Raw genomic sequence first — 19,049 nt, forward strand, 5'->3', positions numbered from 1 at the left:
CGGGGAGTATTTTACTCCCCGTTGTTTTGATGAGATATCCACCATGATGGAAGTGTATAACCCGCCGACAGATCCTTGGTTACATGTTTTATATCAAGATGAGCATATTATTGCCGTCAATAAACCCAGCGGATTACTGTCAGTACCGGGCAAAGCGCCAGAGCATAACGACAGTATTATGTCGCGCATTAAAGCTGAATTTCCTAATGCTGAATGTGTGCATCGCCTTGATATGGCAACCAGTGGCGTTATTGTTGTTGCACTAAATAAAGAAGCAGAGCGTGAACTAAAGCGTCAATTTCGTGAACGTGAACCCAAAAAAACCTATATCGCACGCGTTTGGGGACATATCGAAAAAGAAGAGGGTTTGGTTGATTTACCTTTGATTTGTGATTGGCCTAATCGACCAAAACAAAAAGTCTGTCATGAAACAGGGAAAGCGGCGCAAACTTTTTATGAAGTGTTGGAATATGAAGAGAATGCGACAAGAGTGAAACTCTCACCAATTACTGGGCGTTCACATCAATTGCGGGTACATATGCTAGCGTTGGGGCATCCAATTCTTGGGGATCGCTTTTATGCACACCCACAGGCAAGAGCGATGGCGCCTCGCCTGCAGTTACATGCTCAGGAATTATTTATTACGCATCCTGCTTTTCGATCCCCGATACATTTTGAATGCCTTGCCGATTTTTAGTGTCTTATGACACTAAAACAGTCACTGAACTCAATGAAGCAAGGAGCAGGCAAAGCGCTAATCCCATAACCCCAACAAGAACACGGACGTTTGACATGGATATAGTTCCTTTTTTAAGAGAAGAGAGAATGAAATAATTAAATTTCACTTATATTTTACCGTGATAAATAATAAACTCAACTCAGTCTAAGTTATCTCTATCACGGAATAATTCTCTCTTTTCTCATCTTCTTTTACAAGATGTTAACGAAATCCTTTTTCTTTTTTAATCAAATCGTAAGCAACTTGTATAGACTGTGCTTTTTGTTTTGCGATTTCCATCATTTCTGGCGGTAAACCTTTCGCTACAAGTTTATCCGGATGATGTTCTCCCATCAATTTTCTATAAGCTCTTTTTATGGTTTTAACATCATCATTCTCATCGACGCCAAGTACCTTACACGCATCAGAGAGCGTTGGACCTTGAGGTTGGGGCTGATAACCCTGTCCATTTTGATAATGAAAATTCTGACCAGCCTGCATCATTGCTAATATATGTTCAAAATGCGCACGAGAAAAACCTAGCTCATCGATAATGATAAACAACATTTTTCTTTCATTTGGATGCAGTTGACCATCTGCAAAAGCAGCTTGTAATTGGATTTCCAGAAACATCTGAAGTAAGTCACGGCGCCCAACACAAATTTGCCGAACACGTTGCAATGTGGCTCTTAATGGAAAATCGGGTGATTTGCCTTCTCTAAAAGCTTGTTGCGCGGCTTGGCGACCAACACCATGCAGATTCATGCGATCCATTAATTCGCTGGCAAGAGAGATATCGGTTTGAGTCACTCGCCCTTTTGATTTTGTCAGATGGCCTAAAACTTGAAAGGTTGCGGCAAAGAAAAAAGCTTGTCTATCACGCGTATAGCGCCCACCACTTCCTAATTTACTTCGTTGCATGTCATAGAGGTGCCCAAGAAAAACACCAATAACAATGCCCCAAAAGCCTATTCCTGCAAAACTACCAATGGTAAGGCCTAATAATTTTCCCCAATAGCGCATAGACTCCTCAAATCTTCAATGCTCTGACTGCAATTTTGCATTATCATACTATTCATTTGCTTGCACACCTAACACCAAGCAACCTCTAAATAGACTTTTTCTTAAAATGAAGAGATTTACTGTTTCTCTTTGGACAGAGGTAATGCTGTTTTCGTTTAAATTGTGTTAAAGTAAAATGAGTGACCAAACGAATAACTTTAGCGTTGTTATACAGCACGAAATACCGCATCAGCGCGGTGTTTTTTTGTTTCTAATAAGGCTATAACCCTATTTCAACACAGAAACATCGAAAAAATGAGGCATACGCCTATTTTTCGGTTACCGTTAGAACAATGTTCAGAACGTTGGGCTGGTGTCGCATAACTCCCTGCGTTAGTTTCTCGCTGTTTATCAGCACGAAGCCACTGATGACGGAAGCACATAAATACTTATGAAAAAAAGTTATCCCACACTGCTGGCCACCCTAGTTTGGGCCACAATATACGGTCAGCCTGCTTATGCTGATCTTGCCTCCCAATGTTTACTGGGAGTTCCTGTTTATAACAAACCATTAGTACAAGGCGATCCTAACAGCTTGCCCGTCACCATCACTGCAAATGATATGCAAGGTGAATATCCTCGCATGGTCAAATATAAAGGTGATGTTGATATTAAACAGGGAAACCAAACCTTAAGTGCCGACAGTGTTGAACTGACACAGACTGAGGGAGAAACACCATTAAGAATGGTCACAGCAACGGGAAATGTGTCTTATGATGATCCTCAAATCATCTTAAAAGGCCCGCGTGCTTGGTCTAATCTTAATAATAAAGATACGGATATTGAGCAAGGTGATTACCAAATGGTTGGCCGTCAAGGCCGTGGTTACGCAGATAAAATGCAAATGCGTGGCGAAAACCGCTATACCATTATGGATAAAGGCATGTTCACCTCTTGTTTACCAGGAGATGATAGCTGGAGCGTTGTTGGCTCAGAGGTTATTTTAGACCGTGAAGAACAAGTCGCTGAAATTTGGAATGCGCGTTTTCGTGTCGCCAATGTGCCTATTTTTTATAGCCCTTATCTTCAATTACCAATTGGTGATAAACGCCGTTCTGGTTTCTTAATTCCTAACGGAAGCTATTCCCGTAGCTCTGGATTTGATTTCCAACTCCCTTATTATTGGAATATAGCTCCTAATTATGATGCGACCATTACGACTAACTATATCAGCCGTCGTGGTTTAAAATTAGATAATGAATTCCGTTATTTAACGACTCCAGGTAGCGGTACGATTGCCGTTGATTGGATTAATCACGATAGCCAATACAATAAAGATAAAGAAGAAAATAAAGCTGGCTATCTTCCTCGTGATTCTGCAACACGTTGGTTATTCTACTGGGGACATAGTGGCGTCATGAACAATGTGTGGCGATTTAATATCGATTACACAAAAGTAAGTGATAACAAGTACTTCACTGATTTCACCTCTCAATATGGTAACACCACAGATGGTTATGCAACTCAGAAATTTAGTACGGGTTATGCGCAACAGAACTGGAATGCCACATTAACAACCAAACAGTTCCAAGTCTTCTCTGATAATAAAGATGCAAGGGCTTATCGTGCAGAGCCACAACTTGATCTCAATTATTATAAGAATGATATCGGGCCGTTTGATTTCCGTACTTACGCTCAATTTGTTCGCTTTACCAGTGTGGGAGATAACACCCCTGAAGCAAATCGTTTCCATATTGAGCCAACGATCTCACTGCCTGCATCAACAGGTTGGGCAAGCTTTAATAATGAACTGAAAGTGATGGCAACTCATTACGATCAGGACATTCCTGAGGCTTATAAGAAAAGATATCCTAACCAATTAGATGACAGCGTTAATCGTGTATTGCCACAGTTTAAATCTGATATGAAAGTGGTTTTCGAGCGCCAATATCAAACCAATGATATTACTCAAACCCTCGAACCTCGTGTGCAATATCTTTATGTTCCTTATAAAGATCAGTCTAATATCAATAACTTTGACTCCGCATTATTACAATCAAACTATGGCGGACTTTTCCGCGATAGAATGTATGGTGGTTTAGACCGCATTGCTTCTGCAAACCAATTAACCACGGGTGTAACTTCGCGTTTTTATGATAGCGAATTAGTTGAACGTTTTAACGTTTCTGTAGGTCAAATCTACTTCTTTGAGCGTCCAAGAACAGGTCCTTCTTCTATTGGTAATGAGATTATTAATAGCAAAGATGAAACAGGTTCAATGGTATGGGCGGGTGATGCCTACTGGCGGATCACAGATACTGTAGGTATGCGTGGTGGTTTACAATATGACCGTCGCTTAGGTAGCGTCTCAATGGGCGATGCGATTATGGAATATCGCGCAGATAGCGATCATCTTCTACAGTTAAGCTATCGTTATGTTGATCGTGACTATATCCAAGCCACGCGTGTTCGCCCTTATGATGGTGGTATTAATAAACTTCCTGAATACCAAAAAGGTATTTCACAAGTCGGTGTCGTAGGAAGCTGGCCATTAGCAGAGCGTTGGGGACTTGTGGGTGCTTATTACTTTGATACCAAAGAATCAGAGCCTGTTAGCCAAATGGTTGGTCTACAATACAACACCTGTTGCTGGGCTGTGAATGTGGGTTATGAACGGAAAATTGTTGGCTGGAAAGTTGACCACAGCGATATTGATAATAAATGGTCTGTCAATGTGGAACTCAGAGGCCTAAGTAACAATCATAGTTTGGGTAGCCAGAAAATGCTTGAACGCGGTATCTTACCTTATCAAAGAGCATTCTGATTTAATCAGACTACGGAATTGGCTGAATAAATATGTCACCCCGCAATAAGATGCGGAAAATACATAATGGGAAACTTATGAAAAATTGGAAAACGCTGTTTATCGGCTTAATGATCACGGTCGGTGCAGCCACCAGCTCAACAACATTTGCTGCTCAAGAATTAAACCGTGTATCGGCGATTGTCAATAACGGTGTCGTTCTAGAAAGTGACGTCAATAGAATGCTACAGACAGTCAAAATGAACGCAAAAAATGCGGGACAAGAGATGCCTGATGAGCAAGTTCTTCGCCAACAAATTCTAGAGCGTTTGGTGATGGATAACATCATTTTGCAAATGGCACAGCAAATGCAAATTGATATTCCTGATGCCGCAGTAGAATCTACAATTCAGGGTATTGCTGCTGAAAATAAACTCTCTCTTGAGCAACTGAAAAAGCGTCTTGCTGGCGATGGGATTTCTTATAACGAATATCGACAAGATATCCGTAAAGAGATGATGCTAGCTGAAGTTCGCAACAATGAAGTGCGTCGCCGTATTACTATTTTGCCTCAAGAAGTTGATTCTCTTGCGAAGCAAATTGAAGGTCAAGCAAGCCAAAGTGTTGATCTAAACCTGAGCCATATCTTAATTCCATTATCAGAAAATCCTGCGCCAGCAGAAATGGAAAAAGCAAAGCAAGTCATTGCTCGCATTATGAATCAGCTTAAAAATGGTGCGGATTTCGGTAAATTGGCTGCAACTTATTCTGCTGATCCACAAGCTTTAAATGGCGGTAATATGGGTTGGGCATCTATTGATGAATTACCAACACTATTTGCAAAAGAATTAGCAAATGCGCAAAAAGGCCAAATCGTAGGGCCTCTTCACTCTGGTGTTGGCTTACACATTATCAAAGTAAACGATATTCGTGGTGGTTCTAATACCCTTTCTGTTACAGAAGTGAAAAGCCGTCATATTCTGCTAAAAAGCTCGCCAATCATGAATGATGAGCAAGCCTATGCCAAGTTACAGCAGATCTCTGCCGATATTCGCAGTGGTAAAATAACCTTTGCTGATGCAGCAAAAGAGTACTCTGAAGATCCAGGTTCAGCATTACGCGGCGGTGAGTTAGGATGGTCAATGCCTGATGTTTACGATCCGGCATTCCGTGATGCGTTGATGCGCTTAAATAAAAACGAATTAAGCCAACCTGTTCGCTCAAACTTTGGCTGGCATTTAATTGAATTAGAAGACACACGTAGTGTTGATAAAACAGATGCCGCGAATAAAGAACAAGCATACCGTTTACTCTTCAACCGTAAATTTAATGAAGAAGTACAAAACTGGATGCAAGAGCTACGAGTAGGGGCTTATGTGAAAATAATGAACGAGAATAATGCAAACTAAGCAAATAAAACCACTTGTTATCACCCCCGGCGAACCAGCCGGGGTTGGTCCTGACCTTATTATCTCATTAGCACAAATGAGTTGGGATTTACCTTGGGTTGTTTGTGCTGATCCTCAGTTACTTAAAACAAGAGCAGAATTGTTAAACCTGCCTCTTTCATTAGTTGAATACGATCCTGCTACGCCACCTCAAATACACACACCAAGCCAAATTTATGTACTCCCAATTGCACTTCACACTAATGTCATTCCAAGTACATTAGATGCACGCAATGGTTTATACGTTGTAGAAACATTAGCTCGTGCTTGTGATGGTTGCCTAAATGGTGAGTTTTCGGCACTCGTGACTGGACCAGTTCATAAAGGCATTATCAATGATGCAGGTGTGCATTTTACAGGACACACCGAATTTTTTGCTGATCGTAGCCACTGTGAACGTGTCGTTATGATGCTGGCGACAGATACATTAAGAGTCGCATTAGCAACCACACATTTACCATTACGAGATGTGGCGGATGCAATTACAGGTGAGCTTCTGCATGAAATTATCACTATTTTAAACCACGATTTAAAAACCAAATTTGGTATAGCAGAACCTCAAATTTATGTTTGTGGCCTTAATCCTCATGCAGGGGAAAGCGGTCATATGGGACGTGAAGAAATTGATATTATTGAGCCTGCATTAACACAATTACGTCAGCAAGGCATTCATCTTCATGGTCCTTATCCTGCTGATACCTTATTCCAACCTAAATATTTAACACATGCTGATGCGGTACTTGCGATGTATCACGATCAGGGATTACCTGTGCTAAAATACGAAGGTTTCGGTCGTGCCGTGAATATAACTCTCGGCCTTCCTTTTATCCGTACTTCTGTTGATCATGGCACCGCCCTTGAGCTTGCAGGTACGAAAAGCGCAGATGCTGGCAGTTTTTGCACCGCATTAAATTTAGCCATTAATATGATACAAAATTGTAATGAATAATAGAGTCCATCAGGGGCACTTTGCCCGCAAACGCTTCGGGCAGAACTTTTTAACAGACAGCTATATTATTGAAAGTATTGTTGAATCCATTTATCCTCAACCTGGTGAAGCCATTGTTGAAATTGGTCCTGGTTTAGGTGCAATTACAGAGCCAGTAGGCGCAAGAATGGATAAAATGACGGTTGTAGAAATTGACCGTGATTTAGCCGCTCGTTTAGAAGTTCATCCTACATTAAAAGACAAGCTGACCATTATTCAGCAAGATGCTATGACGATTGATTTTGCGCAATTAGCAAAAGAGCGTCAGCAGCCTCTGCGTGTTTTTGGTAACTTGCCTTATAACATTTCTACACCACTCATGTTCCACTTATTCAGTTTTGCTGACGCAATTTCTGACATGACATTTATGTTGCAAAAAGAAGTGGTCAATCGCCTTGTTGCTGGTCACGGCAGCAAAACTTATGGTCGCCTAAGTGTGATGGCGCAATATTATTGCCAAATCATCCCTGTACTTGAAGTTCCACCAACTTCATTTAAACCGGCACCTAAAGTTGATTCAGCGGTTGTTCGCTTGATCCCTTACAAAGAAAAGCCATACCCAGTAACGGATATTACAATGCTTAGCCGTATTACCGCTCAAGCATTCAATCAACGCCGTAAAACACTACGTAATAGCTTAGGTGGATTACTCACAGCAGAAGATATGATAGCTCTTGATATCGATCCAACTGCAAGAGCAGAAAATATTTCTGTTGAGCAATACTGCAAAGTGGCAAACTGGTTATCGCAAAAGCAAGACTCACAAGCATAAGATAAAGCCAGAGACAGGAGGCACTATGTTTACCTCATCAAAAGTGGCGATACAGGTACAAAGCGTTTACATTGAAAGCCAATCTTCCCCTGAAGATGAGCGATATGTTTTTGCTTATACCATATCAATTCATAATTTGAATAAATGTGCAATTCGCCTCCTGCGCCGCTATTGGTTGATCACCAATGCACAAGGTAATACCACTGAAGTTCGAGGTGAAGGTGTTGTTGGCGAACAGCCGCTTATTGAACCTGGCACACAATATCGCTATACCAGTGGTGCCGTTCTTGAAACACCAATGGGAACAATGGAAGGTCATTATGAAATGATTGACACTGATGGTCGATTATTTCAAATAGAGATCCCTGTTTTCCGCCTTGCACTTCCAACATTGATAAACTAACTATGGCAACTTATTTAATTGGTGATATTCATGGCTGTTACCATGAACTGCGCCACCTTCTTGATAAAGTCAGTTTCAATCCAGCACAAGACACATTGTGGTTAACGGGTGATCTTGTTGCACGAGGCCCTGATTCTCTTGAAGTACTGCGCTTTGTAAAAAGCTTAGGGACTTCACTTAAACTCGTCTTGGGCAATCATGATCTTCATCTTTTAGGTGTATTTGCAAAAATTAGCCGCAATAAACCAAGAGATAAGTTGAATGATTTACTTAATGCGCCAGATGCAGACGAATTAATTAATTGGTTAAGACGCCAACCTGTATTGCAAGTTGATGAAGACAAAAAAATCATCATGGCTCACGCAGGGATCACGCCACAATGGGATTTAGAAACAGCCCAAATGTGCGCTCGTGAAGTCGAAGCTATTTTAAGTAGTGATAGCTACCCTTTATTTATTAACTCAATGTATGGTGATTTACCAAACAACTGGTCACCAGAACTTTCGGGTCTAGCGCGATTACGCTTTAGTACTAATGCACTCACTCGTATGCGTTACTGCTTTCCTAATGGTCAGCTTGATATGATTTGCAAAGATAAACCACAAGACGCGCCTGCACCATTAAAGCCTTGGTTCGATTTGCCAAGCCAATTACCTGAAGGCTATAGCATTATATTTGGGCATTGGGCCTCTCTTGAAGGGAAAGGCACTCCTGATAATATTTATGCGTTAGATACAGGATGTTGCTGGGGTGGGGATCTCACTTGTTTACGTTGGGAAGACAAACAATATTTCACTCAATCTAGCCTATCTGCTCCCAAATAAATCACTTATTATCCCCTTCTTTCTTAAAGCGCAAAAATGGCCACATTGCCTTTTGCGCTATGCGGGTTTTATCCTCACATATTACCTAAATTACTCTTTTTTATTCTAAAGAGAACATTTTATATACAAAAACGAACACTTTAAAATATCTCTAAATTTAACTATTAATAATCAATATGTTATTTTTTTTCATAGAAAAATAAGTGCAAAAAAACACAATATTGAGAATAAAAAATCGCTATATTGATTAATATCTCATATATTATTCTTATAAAATGAGTTTATTAAAATATAAATAATGATTACATTTAATAAATAAATCTTTATAAATAAAAATTTTAGTTAGAATAATAAATCTTATTTTTTATTATTCTTATATTAATAAAATAGGAATAATAAAAAGGGAGATATTTAATCTCCCTTTTTATTTAATTCTTGTTATTTTCTTCTTTTTAATATTTCGAAGCAGTAGTTATGTGAGTTATTTTCATCTGCTTCATGGTATTCCATGAAGGTAGAATCCCACTCATCAGGCTCATAATCTGGGAATGTTGTATCACCGATGACTTCAGCATCGATATGAGTTAAATAGAGTGTATTTGCCATAGGCAGAAATTGCTCATACACTTTTCCACCACCGATAACCATAATTTCTTCATGATTTTCAGCAGCTTGCAAGGCTTCTTCTACGGATTTAACCCAAACAACATCGCTATCTGTTCCTGGCTGGCTACTTAAAACAATATTAAGACGATTCGGTAAAGGACGTCCAATAGACTCATAAGTCACCCGACCCATAATAACGGGTTTATTTAGCGTATTCTTTTTAAACCATGCTAGGTCACCCGGTAATGTCCAAGGCATTGCCTTTTCCATACCAATAATGCGATCCATCGCTAATGCTGCGATTAAACTAATATTCATTTACACACCTACGGGTAAAGATGGGAAAAAAACTGTTCACACTATACGTAAAGCTAAAACCTGAGTCGATACAAATTATGCTTCCTTGATAATAAATAATTGCTTTATACTCGAAATGTTAACTTAATCATATAAGATTCAATCATTATAATATTGTTATATACAAGGCGCTATTATGCTTGAAACTTCTTTAGTTGTTTTTACAATTGCTTTACTTGGTATGATCTCACCAGGCCCTGACTTTTTTCTCGTTGTAAAAAATGCTGCGCGTTATCAACGTTCTGCGGCAATGATGACCGCAATGGGTATTGTAGCTGCATTACTTGTGCATATGTCATATTGTGTTGCAGGTATTGCTGTGCTTATCACCACAACACCTTGGCTTTTTTCCATCTTAAAATATGCTGGAGCCGCTTATTTACTGTGGATTGGTTTTCAGAGCTTACTCTCAAAATCTAATCATTCGATTGATGAAAAAGCAGCACAACATTCACAAATCAGCTTTAAAAAAGCCTTTATGCAAGGTTTTCTCTGCAATTTACTTAACCCTAAAGCCACCTTGTTCTTCCTTGCCGTTTTCACTCAAGTATTAAGTGTTGATTCCAGCATCGGTGAAAAATTGTGGTATGCCTTTATTATTTGGGGTTTAGCTTTAGTCTATTGGCCTTTATTGGTTCTATTAATCCAAAGTGCGCCAGTCAGAAAAATGCTCAATAAAATCCAAAAAAGCATTGATAAAGTGCTAGGTGTGGTACTGATTGGTTTGGGGATTAAAGTCGCGTTGAGTTAAATAAAAACCTCTTTAGTAAGATTTATTAAAGAGGTATAACTCATTTATAATTAATTTAAATTCCAATCATTCTCACTCTTTAAATAATCAATAATATCTAGTAAAACCATTTCATTCTCAAGATAATTAGACTTATTTTTCATTTGGTTTAAAATAAATTCATAATTATCTCTAATAATATTTGCAATATTATTTTTCATTTCAAAATTGATTATATTTTCAAAAAAATAATTTTTCATTTTTCGATTATATTCAGATATAAAAAATCTATCCTCTGCTGTTTTTTCTTTTTCTTTAATAATGTCATCATATTCTAACACCCCTGAACTAAGCATATTATCTAAAAACGCCTTAATACCTTCATTATTCTTTAATTTATTTACTAAGAGATTTATTATCAACTTTCTAAAACTATCATTATTATAATTTCCAACATTATACTTCACTACTTTATCCATAAAACACTTAGCTATATTTATAATAAAATTCTTCTCCATTTCCATAGAGTAAATATCATGCATTGTATTAACAAAATACATTATTGAATTACCTAACTTATTAGATTTTTTTTCATCAATCTCTTTACAAGCATAATTCAATGCCATATCAATATGTTGTTTATAGTTAAATTTAATATAATTTAACGTACTATCACATTCTGAACTATGCCTATTCAATTGTTCAAATTTTTCTTTTTGATAATTATTAATTATATCGAAAGAGATGCTGAGCATAACAATAAAATCTCCTTTTGTTTTTGGTTTTTTATAGAGATAATTTTGTATTAGTCTCTTGGCATAATCATGACAATCATTTTTTATTGCAGTATTTAAACTTAAAAAGAACGAATCTAATAACTCTCTTTTAAAACTAACAAAGTCAGAATTTATTAATTTATAATTCTTAAATTCTATTTTTTCACCACCACAAAAAAAAGTAGATAAATTGTTTAACTTAGCATGTTGACCTTTATCTAACAAAAAAGTTAAATCGGTCTTTAAATTAAATACTTTCTTTATAAAAAAAGATATTTTAGATAAAAAACTTTTATTTTCCATCCCTACATAAAAGTTACTAAAACCATTTAAAATACTATTAATTTCATTTTTTATTTTATGTTTTTCTTTTTTATCTATATTGCAGTATGTTATTGGTGTAGTTTGGATACGTGTATCATTTACATTCATAATGACTCCTTATTTCATAATAAAACAATCCTTTATTTACCTGCATCTTCATACAAAAAAAAAGCCCTTATTACTAAGGGCTTTAATATTTAAATTAATTAATACAATTTAGAAATTAATTTTCAATGTTGCATTAATTCCACTTGAACTTACATCACTATTATATTGACCTTGGTAAGAAAGTCCGAAAGTCGTTGATTTACTTAACTGTGCATCAACACCTAAGCCAACACCAAATAAATTATCCAGCTTACCACCGCGTAATGTTGCATCACCGGAATTTGATAAGAAGAGGCGTGATTCAGGACGATTATCACCAAACAGATGGCTTGCAGAAATATCGCCTTTTAATGCCATATTTATATTACCTGCCATAAATGGATAGCCACCACGTAAACCGATAGTACCCACTTGAATATCTTGTGAGTCTGTCTTAGTGGTAAATTTCATATTACCGACATTCTCATTGATATCATCAGTTGATACACGTAACCAGCTAAATCCTGCGTATGGTTCAATAGAATACTGATTGGTATTAAATTGAGTATAAGCACCCTCTAAGAAAATTTGAGTAATTTTTGCATCATAACTGGTAGAGTTATAACCTGCATTTTGTCCTACCCAAAGTGTTCTTTTTGCATCTCTATCTTGGTTAGTATGTGTGAAACCATAGTTCAATGAAGCCACGTCATACAAATTAGACACACCGTAAGCACCAATATGAATATCGTTGCTGTCTATTTTACCGTGCTCATTACCTTTATATTTGGTTGAACCCGCACCAAAGAACAGACCCGCCTTAGTATTTTCAGTCACATCAATTTCTGCGCCTAATAAGCCGACATAGAAATCAACATCCATATTGCTGTGACCATAATCAGCATTACCCCATTGACCAATACCTGTCATCCAAATACGCGCGTTGCTGTTATCCAATTTAGCATAGCGACCTTGACCAATACCCATAGCTTGATCTTTCACTGTCCGCGTTAACCCTAAAACATTAACCACACTCGCACTATTGGCATTTAAATACATATCACTACCTAATGATCCATAGGTCTTATTCAGATCTCTTTCATTCATTGGTAATACTGCATTAAATAAATCACCACTGCCTGTATTGTCTAAAGTATTAGCAATTGAGCGACCATTTTCATTATTTGCAAAAGTTGCCAGTGAGGTATTTTCTTTCTTACTTAATGTACCTGTAATGGTGTTGTCTTTTACAGACACATTTTTATCAAATAATGCATAATCATTATTTGAAGCAATATCGTTATTCGCTAACATTTTAGTTTTAACACGATTATCAACTAAATTGTCTGCATTAACTGTACCTGTTGCGACCGTGTTATTAAGGTAGATATCTTTTAATTGCCCTTCACTATCAGCACCAACGTCTAAATTCGCGCCTTTGTTGAGTGCAATATCACCAACATTAACATCATGTCCAACGGTAACTAAATAAGTCCCTTTATCGTTGATATTAATATTGGCTTTGTGGCTTTCATTTGAGGCCAATTGACCTTTTTGAGTAAAAGTATCGTTATAGCGATCAATAACACTTAATTTGCCGCCATTCACATTGATCGCTTCTGTGCCAAATGATTCTGTAAAGCCATATAAAGTACCTTGTTCGACTGTTGTACCTCCGCGATAAGTATTATCGCCAGTCATCACTAATGTACCTTCACCTTTTTTAACTAAAGCGCCGTCATATAAACCCGCGTCAATTTTAGCCTGAATAGCATCAGCACGTTTTTGGTAATACTCTTTACGCCATTTTTCAGCATCTTCTTTGCTGACAATGTGTGAGGTTGGATCTGAGTTACCATCATTGATAACAAAATCAGTGCCTAAATTGTAGTCACCTCCCGCAGCAATGCCTTTGTCTTTATATTCATTTAACCAGGCAAGATCTTCTTGTTCACGTAAATCTAAAGCTACTTGTGAGATATCATTTGTCCATACATCAAGTGGCGTCATGCTTAGGTCATACTCAAATTTACCTAAGAATTGACCCGGTCCATACATGCCTTTATCTAAATCCGGTGTACCCCAACCATAACGCACATCAGGAGTGCCTTCCGCCGCAGTCCAGCTATCATATAAAGAGCCATCTGGATTACGGTGATTAGCCGTTGTAAACATCACATCACGTACTTGCATTGCATTCATTGATGCATAACGTGACATTAATACCCCCATCGCACCAGTAACATGAGGCGCCGCCATTGATGTACCACTAAAGGTATTCCAGCCTGCGTTACCTTCTTCATCAACAACTGAAGAATAAATAGCACGACCCGGTGCAACAACCGTCCACCATTTCGCATTACCCGCTTCATTGAAGACTTTAATTAATTGATACCCCGATTTATCTGCGGTTTGTTCAAGACCAGCGACTGCAATCCAATGCTTTTCTGCTTCTGGATTAAAATAAGGATAAAGAGGACGATAATAAGGCTGGGCAAAGTCACGATTACCCGTTGTGAATACTTGTACGGTATTAGTCCCTTTTACAGCATCATAAGCGGCATCAACAAAAGAAGGTTTATCACCATAAACTTTCTTGAAATAAAAATATTCGTATTCAGTTTGCGCTGTGGTATCAACAGGCATGTGTACAGTGGTATTCCCCCCATCAGGACCTTTAGTTGGAATAGTATTAACAATTCGAGGGTTTGTTCCCCAACTGTTATTAATTACCTGCGCCCCTGCATCTACCATCGCTTTCCAGCCAGTGTAGAAATAAGTGTAATCTTGATAAGGGCCGTAGTTATTGCTATCTGTTGCGCCAGTATTTCCTAAATAAACATCAGAACCCCACGCAACCCCATGCATGCCATTACCGTCACGGTTAGCACCGACTGTTCCTGTAACGTGCGTACCATGTGTATCATTCACACCTTTGATCCAACCTCCATCAACATCAAAGGCTTGACCTTTTTCATAATGCCCCCCCATTTCTTGAGGATAACGCATCCCTGTTGAGCCATATTGACCTTTGGCTTTCACCGCATGAAAACGTGAACCACTTAACTCTTCATGTGATAATAATGCACCTGAGTCCATTACACCGATTTTGGCACCCTGCCCATGAAAACCAAGTGCATAAGCACTAGAGGCATTCATGGCAGCCAGCCCCCAGTCTTTTTGATATTCTTGGCTTTCCCAACTTTTGGTATCTCCTAATTGCCCAGCTTCTGAATATGCTACGGAATATCCAGAAAAAAGAAGTGCTGATGCAACAATGGAAAGTTGAAATATATTATTATTTATTTTATTTTTTTTATTCATTTTGTGATGATGACTTAAAGCTATTTCTTTGTTCATTCTGTACCTTCAGTTATATTAAAATTTAATAACATTAATTAAGGATCAAAAATAAAAGACGCAAAGATTCTCTAGTTTCTAGAGAAATAATTACTTGAAGGGCATCTCAAAAATAGGTTTTCATGCCACAAAAATAGATAGATTGACTACGTAATCACAAATTAATAGATAGATTAAACAAAATTAGATCACTTGTTATTATATTACAAACAACCAAAATTAACCTATTTCAATATTAACCTCATTAATGACAATATTTAAATCAACTTAATAAAGAGAACTTAAATAAATAAACAAAAATATCAAATTGATTAACATTTTTTTTGAGAATATTTTTCTCTATTTAACTTTAGTCTAAAAAATATAATCCACATTATTTTTGATATAAAAAAACAGTATCTTTATTTTAAAAATACTGTTTTCCTTTTAATTTGGTGTTACTACTTAGTTTTTATTCTAAAGGTGTAACTTCCATTTGTCCTACCATACCTTTATCTGCATTTTCTAATAACTGACTGTAATATAGAAAAGGAAAATGCGAATAAGAAGGTTGTTTTAATTCCACCAGCAATTCACTTTGGCTTTCGATCCAAACAGTATCTTTCCAGCCAAAATCTGCAGGTGCGGGTTTCTGACCATTATGGTTAATCACTTTAAAACGGGCACCTTCAATATGGAATGGTTGCGGCGTCGGTACTGTTACAAGCCAACGCTCCCACCCATTTTGCTTACCGACTAAATCAATTCTTGAAAGCTCCCAACGAGCATTGTTTATTCCCGGAGGACTGTTATGCAGTTGAATGGTTCTAGGCTGAATAGAGGTGGTAATTTGTGTGTCATCTACCGCTAATTGTGCAGGTGCTTTGTCTGTTACTAATGACATTAACCCAGTTGGTTTAATGGTTAGTATATTGGCATTACGTAGTAAATCTGAAGGTTCAAAAATACCGCGAAGTCTATCCATAAAACCCGCACTTTGCCCTGCGGTAATTGTGACTTCACTCCCTTCAGACATATCCACCAATATTTCGCGTCTCTCGCCCGGAGCCATAGGAATTGATTTCAACTCAACGGGTGATGTTAATAGACCTTGATCAGAGGCGATAAGGTAAAGTGAACGACCATCATTTGCGGTTAGCTCATAACGACGAGCATTAGATGCATTGACTAAACGTAAGCGGATCCAACCTCTAGAGACTTCAATATAAGGATCTTCACGTCCATTGACTAGCAATGTATCACCATAGAAACCATCACTAGCGGCTTCTTTGTCGTATTGTGGTGTACCAAAATTATCAATCCGCTTATCTTGAATAATGATCGGAAAGTCATTCACTCCATAATGTTTTGGTAAAGGTAGGGATTTGCTCTCTTCATCTTCCACAATCCACATTCCCACCAACCCATTATAAACATGAGGTGCCATTTTAAAGGGAGTATTGGCGTGATACCAACATGTGGCTGCTTTCTGACGAATAGGCAATACTGGCGACCAGTAAGCACCAGGTGACATTAATCTTGCCGCGCCACCGACTTGTGTACCCGGAACTAATAAGCCGCTTACCGTCATTGATACCGCTTCATTAAGGCGGTTACTATAAATAAGTTTTATATCATCGCCACTTTTGACTTTGATTGTCGGTCCCGGAGTTGAGCCATTGATCCCCCAAACTTCCGCTTTTTGCGTACCATTAAACGCCCAATGAACATTTTGCAACGTCAAAAACAGCGGCTGACCACGACGAGATTCCAACAATGGCGGTATAGGTAATTGTTTATCATTGACTGATTCAGCACGAACAGAAGAAGATATAGAGCCCAGACATACCGCTAAGCCTGAAGCCTGAATAAACTGGCGACGACTAAATGACATACTTTCTCCGCAACAAAGTACAAATATTCCTATCGCATAATCAAAAATGCTGTGACAGGAAAAAAAAGCTGCTGTGATTTAAAGACAAAAGGACTTAAATGAAATTACGGGAGCATAATAGCGCGGATGTGACATAAATCCTAAAAATAGTTGATAACCAGCACACTAAATAATTCAAAATGCAGCTAGGGAACAACTGGAATACATAAAAATATATACTCTAAATAATTCAAGGTGCAACTAGGCGACAAGTGAATGATTCGCTAGGAGCATACATAAGTATGTGACTAGTGCGAATGAGCATAGTCAACAACGTTGCACCTTGAAGTATGACGAGTATATGAAAATCAGGCTTATATTCGTACTAACAAAGAAACTAAATAAGTATTAATTTAATTTACCGGGAAAATCACGCTTATTCATTTCTTCAACTTCTTTATCTAGCTCTTCGATTTTCGCTTTCATAATTTGACGACAATCTTCTGCTAATTCTCGAACTTGATCTTTGCCGTATTTTGAAACATCAATTGGAGGCAACATTTCAACAATAACGTAACCATTGTTCCAACGATTTAGCTTAATTTTACCCTGTGTTGTAGAAACACAAACAGGAATAATAGGCACACCAGCTTGAATGGCCGCATGGAACGCCCCTGTTTTAAACGGTAAAAGGCCGCGACCACGGCTACGAGTTCCTTCAGGAAACATCCAAACAGAAATCTTCTTCGATTTAATTTGATCGGCAACTTGTGAAATAGTGCCATGCGCTTTAGAGCGATTTGCTCTATCAATCAAAATATTACCCGTTATCCAATACAACTGACCAAAGAAAGGAATAAAAATTAAGCTTTTTTTACCCACTGTTACGGTATTAGGTTGTACCGCATTTGACATCGTCACCATATCAAAATTGTTTTGATGGTTTCCGATATAAATACTTGGGCCATAGCTTTCCGCTTCTTTTGGAAAACGCTCAACGAGTTTAATCCCAAAAACAGTAGATAACTTGCCGAATAAGCGTCCGTAAGTCATTACATGTTTAGGATTTCTTGGTGAAAACATGCAATAAATCATTCCAAACGTCACCACAATAATGGTGTAAAGAATGACAATGATGCCTCGAATAATGGCTAACATAAGTTTTAGCGTCCTAAATAGAAGTGGGTCAACAGACCCACTCAATATCAATTAAGTATTAGATTTAATTTGTTTCAATATCAATATGATCGATAACTTGAGCACCGCGAGGTAAAGAGGTTCCTCGACGTCCACGTTTTGCTTTAAAGCTAACTAACTCATTCATCGACATTGTCATTTTACGTTTACCAAAATGCAGGGTAACAGAGGCATTTTCAGGTAATACTCGTAACCAAGCGACGTTATCCTCACCACTTGCTGCTTGTGAAGCTGGAATAGAAACCATCTGATTTCCCTTTCCTTTTACCATAGTTGGTAATTCTGCTGCTTCAAAAATCAGCATTCTACCGCCTTTAGTAATGATCATAATGAGATCAGTGAGCTCATTATTCAAGCGTTGTGGCGGTAATGGTAATGCATTTTCAGGTAAAGTCAGTAGTGATTTTCCTGCTTTATTTTTAGAAGTTAAATCATCAACCTGACAGATAAAACCATAACCAGCATCAGATGCCATTAAGATCTTATCGGTATTTTCGCCCATAACAACATGACGTAATTGCGCACCTTTCTGAACTTTTAATCGTTCAGTTAGCGCATCGCCTTTGCTACGACCAGAAGGTAATGCATCAACATCAACGGTATAGCTTTGACCTGTGGTATCAATTAAGTGTACTGGTTGATTACTCATACCTTCAACGGCATCAAAATAGTCATCACCAGATTTAAAACCAGCCGATTTTGCATCAATGTTATGTCCTTTTTGGCAACGAATAAGCCCTTTTTCAGACATAATGACGGTAACAGCTTCAGGATGTAGATGTTTTAACGGAATAGGTTCATC

The 19,049-nt window shown here is 37.9% G+C and carries 15 protein-coding genes; 8 read left to right on the forward strand and 7 right to left on the reverse strand.

The window, feature by feature from the left end; genetic code table 11:
* Positions 1-43 precede the first annotated feature (43 nt).
* A complete protein-coding gene (gene rluA / locus JEP71_RS10510) occupies positions 44-697 on the forward strand; it encodes a bifunctional tRNA pseudouridine(32) synthase/23S rRNA pseudouridine(746) synthase RluA (RefSeq protein WP_072064290.1) in 654 nt (217 codons plus the stop codon).
* Between the two features lie 243 nt (positions 698-940).
* Here the strand turns inward: rluA and djlA are convergent, their stop codons facing one another.
* Positions 941-1,741, reverse strand: coding sequence for a co-chaperone DjlA (gene djlA / locus JEP71_RS10515; RefSeq protein WP_023582748.1), 801 nt, complete (start codon positions 1,739-1,741; stop codon positions 941-943).
* A gap of 430 nt (positions 1,742-2,171) precedes the next feature.
* Here djlA and lptD point away from each other — a divergent pair, with 430 nt between their 5' ends.
* The 6 genes from lptD to apaH are packed head-to-tail and all read left to right on the forward strand — an operon-like array spanning position 2,172 to position 8,958.
* Positions 2,172-4,544, forward strand: coding sequence for an LPS assembly protein LptD (lptD, locus tag JEP71_RS10520; protein WP_198620958.1), 2,373 nt, complete (start codon positions 2,172-2,174; stop codon positions 4,542-4,544).
* Between the two features lie 50 nt (positions 4,545-4,594).
* Positions 4,595-5,932: a peptidylprolyl isomerase SurA gene (gene surA / locus JEP71_RS10525; protein ID WP_198620959.1), complete on the forward strand. Its 1,338-nt coding sequence runs from the start codon at positions 4,595-4,597 to the stop codon at positions 5,930-5,932.
* Positions 5,922-6,920 carry a 4-hydroxythreonine-4-phosphate dehydrogenase PdxA gene (gene pdxA, locus JEP71_RS10530; RefSeq protein ID WP_198620960.1) on the forward strand — a complete coding sequence of 333 codons (999 nt, stop codon included), beginning with the start codon at positions 5,922-5,924 and terminating at the stop codon, positions 6,918-6,920. The genes surA and pdxA overlap by 11 nt, the downstream gene beginning before the upstream one ends.
* On the forward strand, positions 6,913-7,731 hold the full coding sequence (gene rsmA, locus JEP71_RS10535) for a 16S rRNA (adenine(1518)-N(6)/adenine(1519)-N(6))-dimethyltransferase RsmA (protein ID WP_156734007.1): 819 nt from the start codon (positions 6,913-6,915) through the stop codon (positions 7,729-7,731). The genes pdxA and rsmA overlap by 8 nt, the downstream gene beginning before the upstream one ends.
* Positions 7,732-7,756: 25 nt before the next feature.
* On the forward strand, positions 7,757-8,134 hold the full coding sequence (apaG, locus tag JEP71_RS10540; protein WP_006535978.1) for a Co2+/Mg2+ efflux protein ApaG: 378 nt from the start codon (positions 7,757-7,759) through the stop codon (positions 8,132-8,134).
* Between the two features lie 2 nt (positions 8,135-8,136).
* Positions 8,137-8,958 carry a bis(5'-nucleosyl)-tetraphosphatase (symmetrical) ApaH gene (gene apaH / locus JEP71_RS10545; RefSeq protein WP_198620961.1) on the forward strand — a complete coding sequence of 274 codons (822 nt, stop codon included), beginning with the start codon at positions 8,137-8,139 and terminating at the stop codon, positions 8,956-8,958.
* Positions 8,959-9,396: 438 nt separating this feature from the next.
* Here apaH and folA read toward each other — a convergent pair whose 3' ends face one another.
* A complete protein-coding gene (folA, locus tag JEP71_RS10550; RefSeq protein ID WP_088494660.1) occupies positions 9,397-9,882 on the reverse strand; it encodes a type 3 dihydrofolate reductase in 486 nt (161 codons plus the stop codon).
* A gap of 175 nt (positions 9,883-10,057) precedes the next feature.
* Between folA and JEP71_RS10555 the strand changes: the two genes are divergently transcribed.
* Positions 10,058-10,672, forward strand: a complete 615-nt coding sequence (locus JEP71_RS10555; protein WP_109373076.1) for a LysE family translocator — start codon at positions 10,058-10,060, stop codon at positions 10,670-10,672.
* Between the two features lie 50 nt (positions 10,673-10,722).
* Here the strand turns inward: JEP71_RS10555 and JEP71_RS10560 are convergent, their stop codons facing one another.
* From JEP71_RS10560 to JEP71_RS17750, 5 genes are all read right to left on the reverse strand, one after another.
* Complete coding sequence (locus tag JEP71_RS10560; RefSeq protein WP_198626203.1) at positions 10,723-11,859, reverse strand: hypothetical protein; 1,137 nt, start codon at positions 11,857-11,859, stop codon at positions 10,723-10,725.
* Positions 11,860-11,967: 108 nt separating this feature from the next.
* Positions 11,968-15,198, reverse strand: coding sequence for an autotransporter Pta (pta, locus tag JEP71_RS10565; RefSeq protein ID WP_198626204.1), 3,231 nt, complete (start codon positions 15,196-15,198; stop codon positions 11,968-11,970).
* 451 nt (positions 15,199-15,649) lie between these two features.
* A complete protein-coding gene (ftsP, locus tag JEP71_RS10570; RefSeq protein ID WP_198620766.1) occupies positions 15,650-17,071 on the reverse strand; it encodes a cell division protein FtsP in 1,422 nt (473 codons plus the stop codon).
* A gap of 387 nt (positions 17,072-17,458) precedes the next feature.
* The gene (locus JEP71_RS10575) at positions 17,459-18,208 is read right to left on the reverse strand and encodes a 1-acylglycerol-3-phosphate O-acyltransferase (protein ID WP_198620765.1); all 750 of its coding nucleotides are present in this window, start codon (positions 18,206-18,208) and stop codon (positions 17,459-17,461) included.
* 64 nt (positions 18,209-18,272) lie between these two features.
* On the reverse strand, positions 18,273-18,998 hold the full coding sequence (locus JEP71_RS17750; RefSeq protein WP_406588771.1) for a DNA gyrase C-terminal beta-propeller domain-containing protein: 726 nt from the start codon (positions 18,996-18,998) through the stop codon (positions 18,273-18,275).
* Positions 18,999-19,049 lie beyond the last annotated feature (51 nt).

The organism is Proteus sp. PR00224, assembly GCF_016238105.1.
GTDB lineage: Bacteria > Pseudomonadota > Gammaproteobacteria > Enterobacterales > Enterobacteriaceae > Proteus.

Bases quoted from the DNA above. Each gene is read 5' to 3' on its own strand.
- rluA (WP_072064290.1), top strand. From the start codon at position 44: ATGATGGAAGTGTATAACCCGCCGACAGATCCTTGGTTACATGTTTTA.
- djlA (WP_023582748.1), bottom strand. From the start codon at position 1,741: ATGCGCTATTGGGGAAAATTATTAGGCCTTACCATTGGTAGTTTTGCA.
- lptD (WP_198620958.1), top strand. From the start codon at position 2,172: ATGAAAAAAAGTTATCCCACACTGCTGGCCACCCTAGTTTGGGCCACA.
- surA (WP_198620959.1), top strand. From the start codon at position 4,595: ATGCGGAAAATACATAATGGGAAACTTATGAAAAATTGGAAAACGCTG.
- pdxA (WP_198620960.1), top strand. From the start codon at position 5,922: ATGCAAACTAAGCAAATAAAACCACTTGTTATCACCCCCGGCGAACCA.
- rsmA (WP_156734007.1), top strand. From the start codon at position 6,913: ATGAATAATAGAGTCCATCAGGGGCACTTTGCCCGCAAACGCTTCGGG.
- apaG (WP_006535978.1), top strand. From the start codon at position 7,757: ATGTTTACCTCATCAAAAGTGGCGATACAGGTACAAAGCGTTTACATT.
- apaH (WP_198620961.1), top strand. From the start codon at position 8,137: ATGGCAACTTATTTAATTGGTGATATTCATGGCTGTTACCATGAACTG.
- folA (WP_088494660.1), bottom strand. From the start codon at position 9,882: ATGAATATTAGTTTAATCGCAGCATTAGCGATGGATCGCATTATTGGT.
- JEP71_RS10555 (WP_109373076.1), top strand. From the start codon at position 10,058: ATGCTTGAAACTTCTTTAGTTGTTTTTACAATTGCTTTACTTGGTATG.
- JEP71_RS10560 (WP_198626203.1), bottom strand. From the start codon at position 11,859: ATGAATGTAAATGATACACGTATCCAAACTACACCAATAACATACTGC.
- pta (WP_198626204.1), bottom strand. From the start codon at position 15,198: ATGAACAAAGAAATAGCTTTAAGTCATCATCACAAAATGAATAAAAAA.
- ftsP (WP_198620766.1), bottom strand. From the start codon at position 17,071: ATGTCATTTAGTCGTCGCCAGTTTATTCAGGCTTCAGGCTTAGCGGTA.
- JEP71_RS10575 (WP_198620765.1), bottom strand. From the start codon at position 18,208: ATGTTAGCCATTATTCGAGGCATCATTGTCATTCTTTACACCATTATT.
- JEP71_RS17750 (WP_406588771.1), bottom strand. From the start codon at position 18,998: ATGTCTGAAAAAGGGCTTATTCGTTGCCAAAAAGGACATAACATTGAT.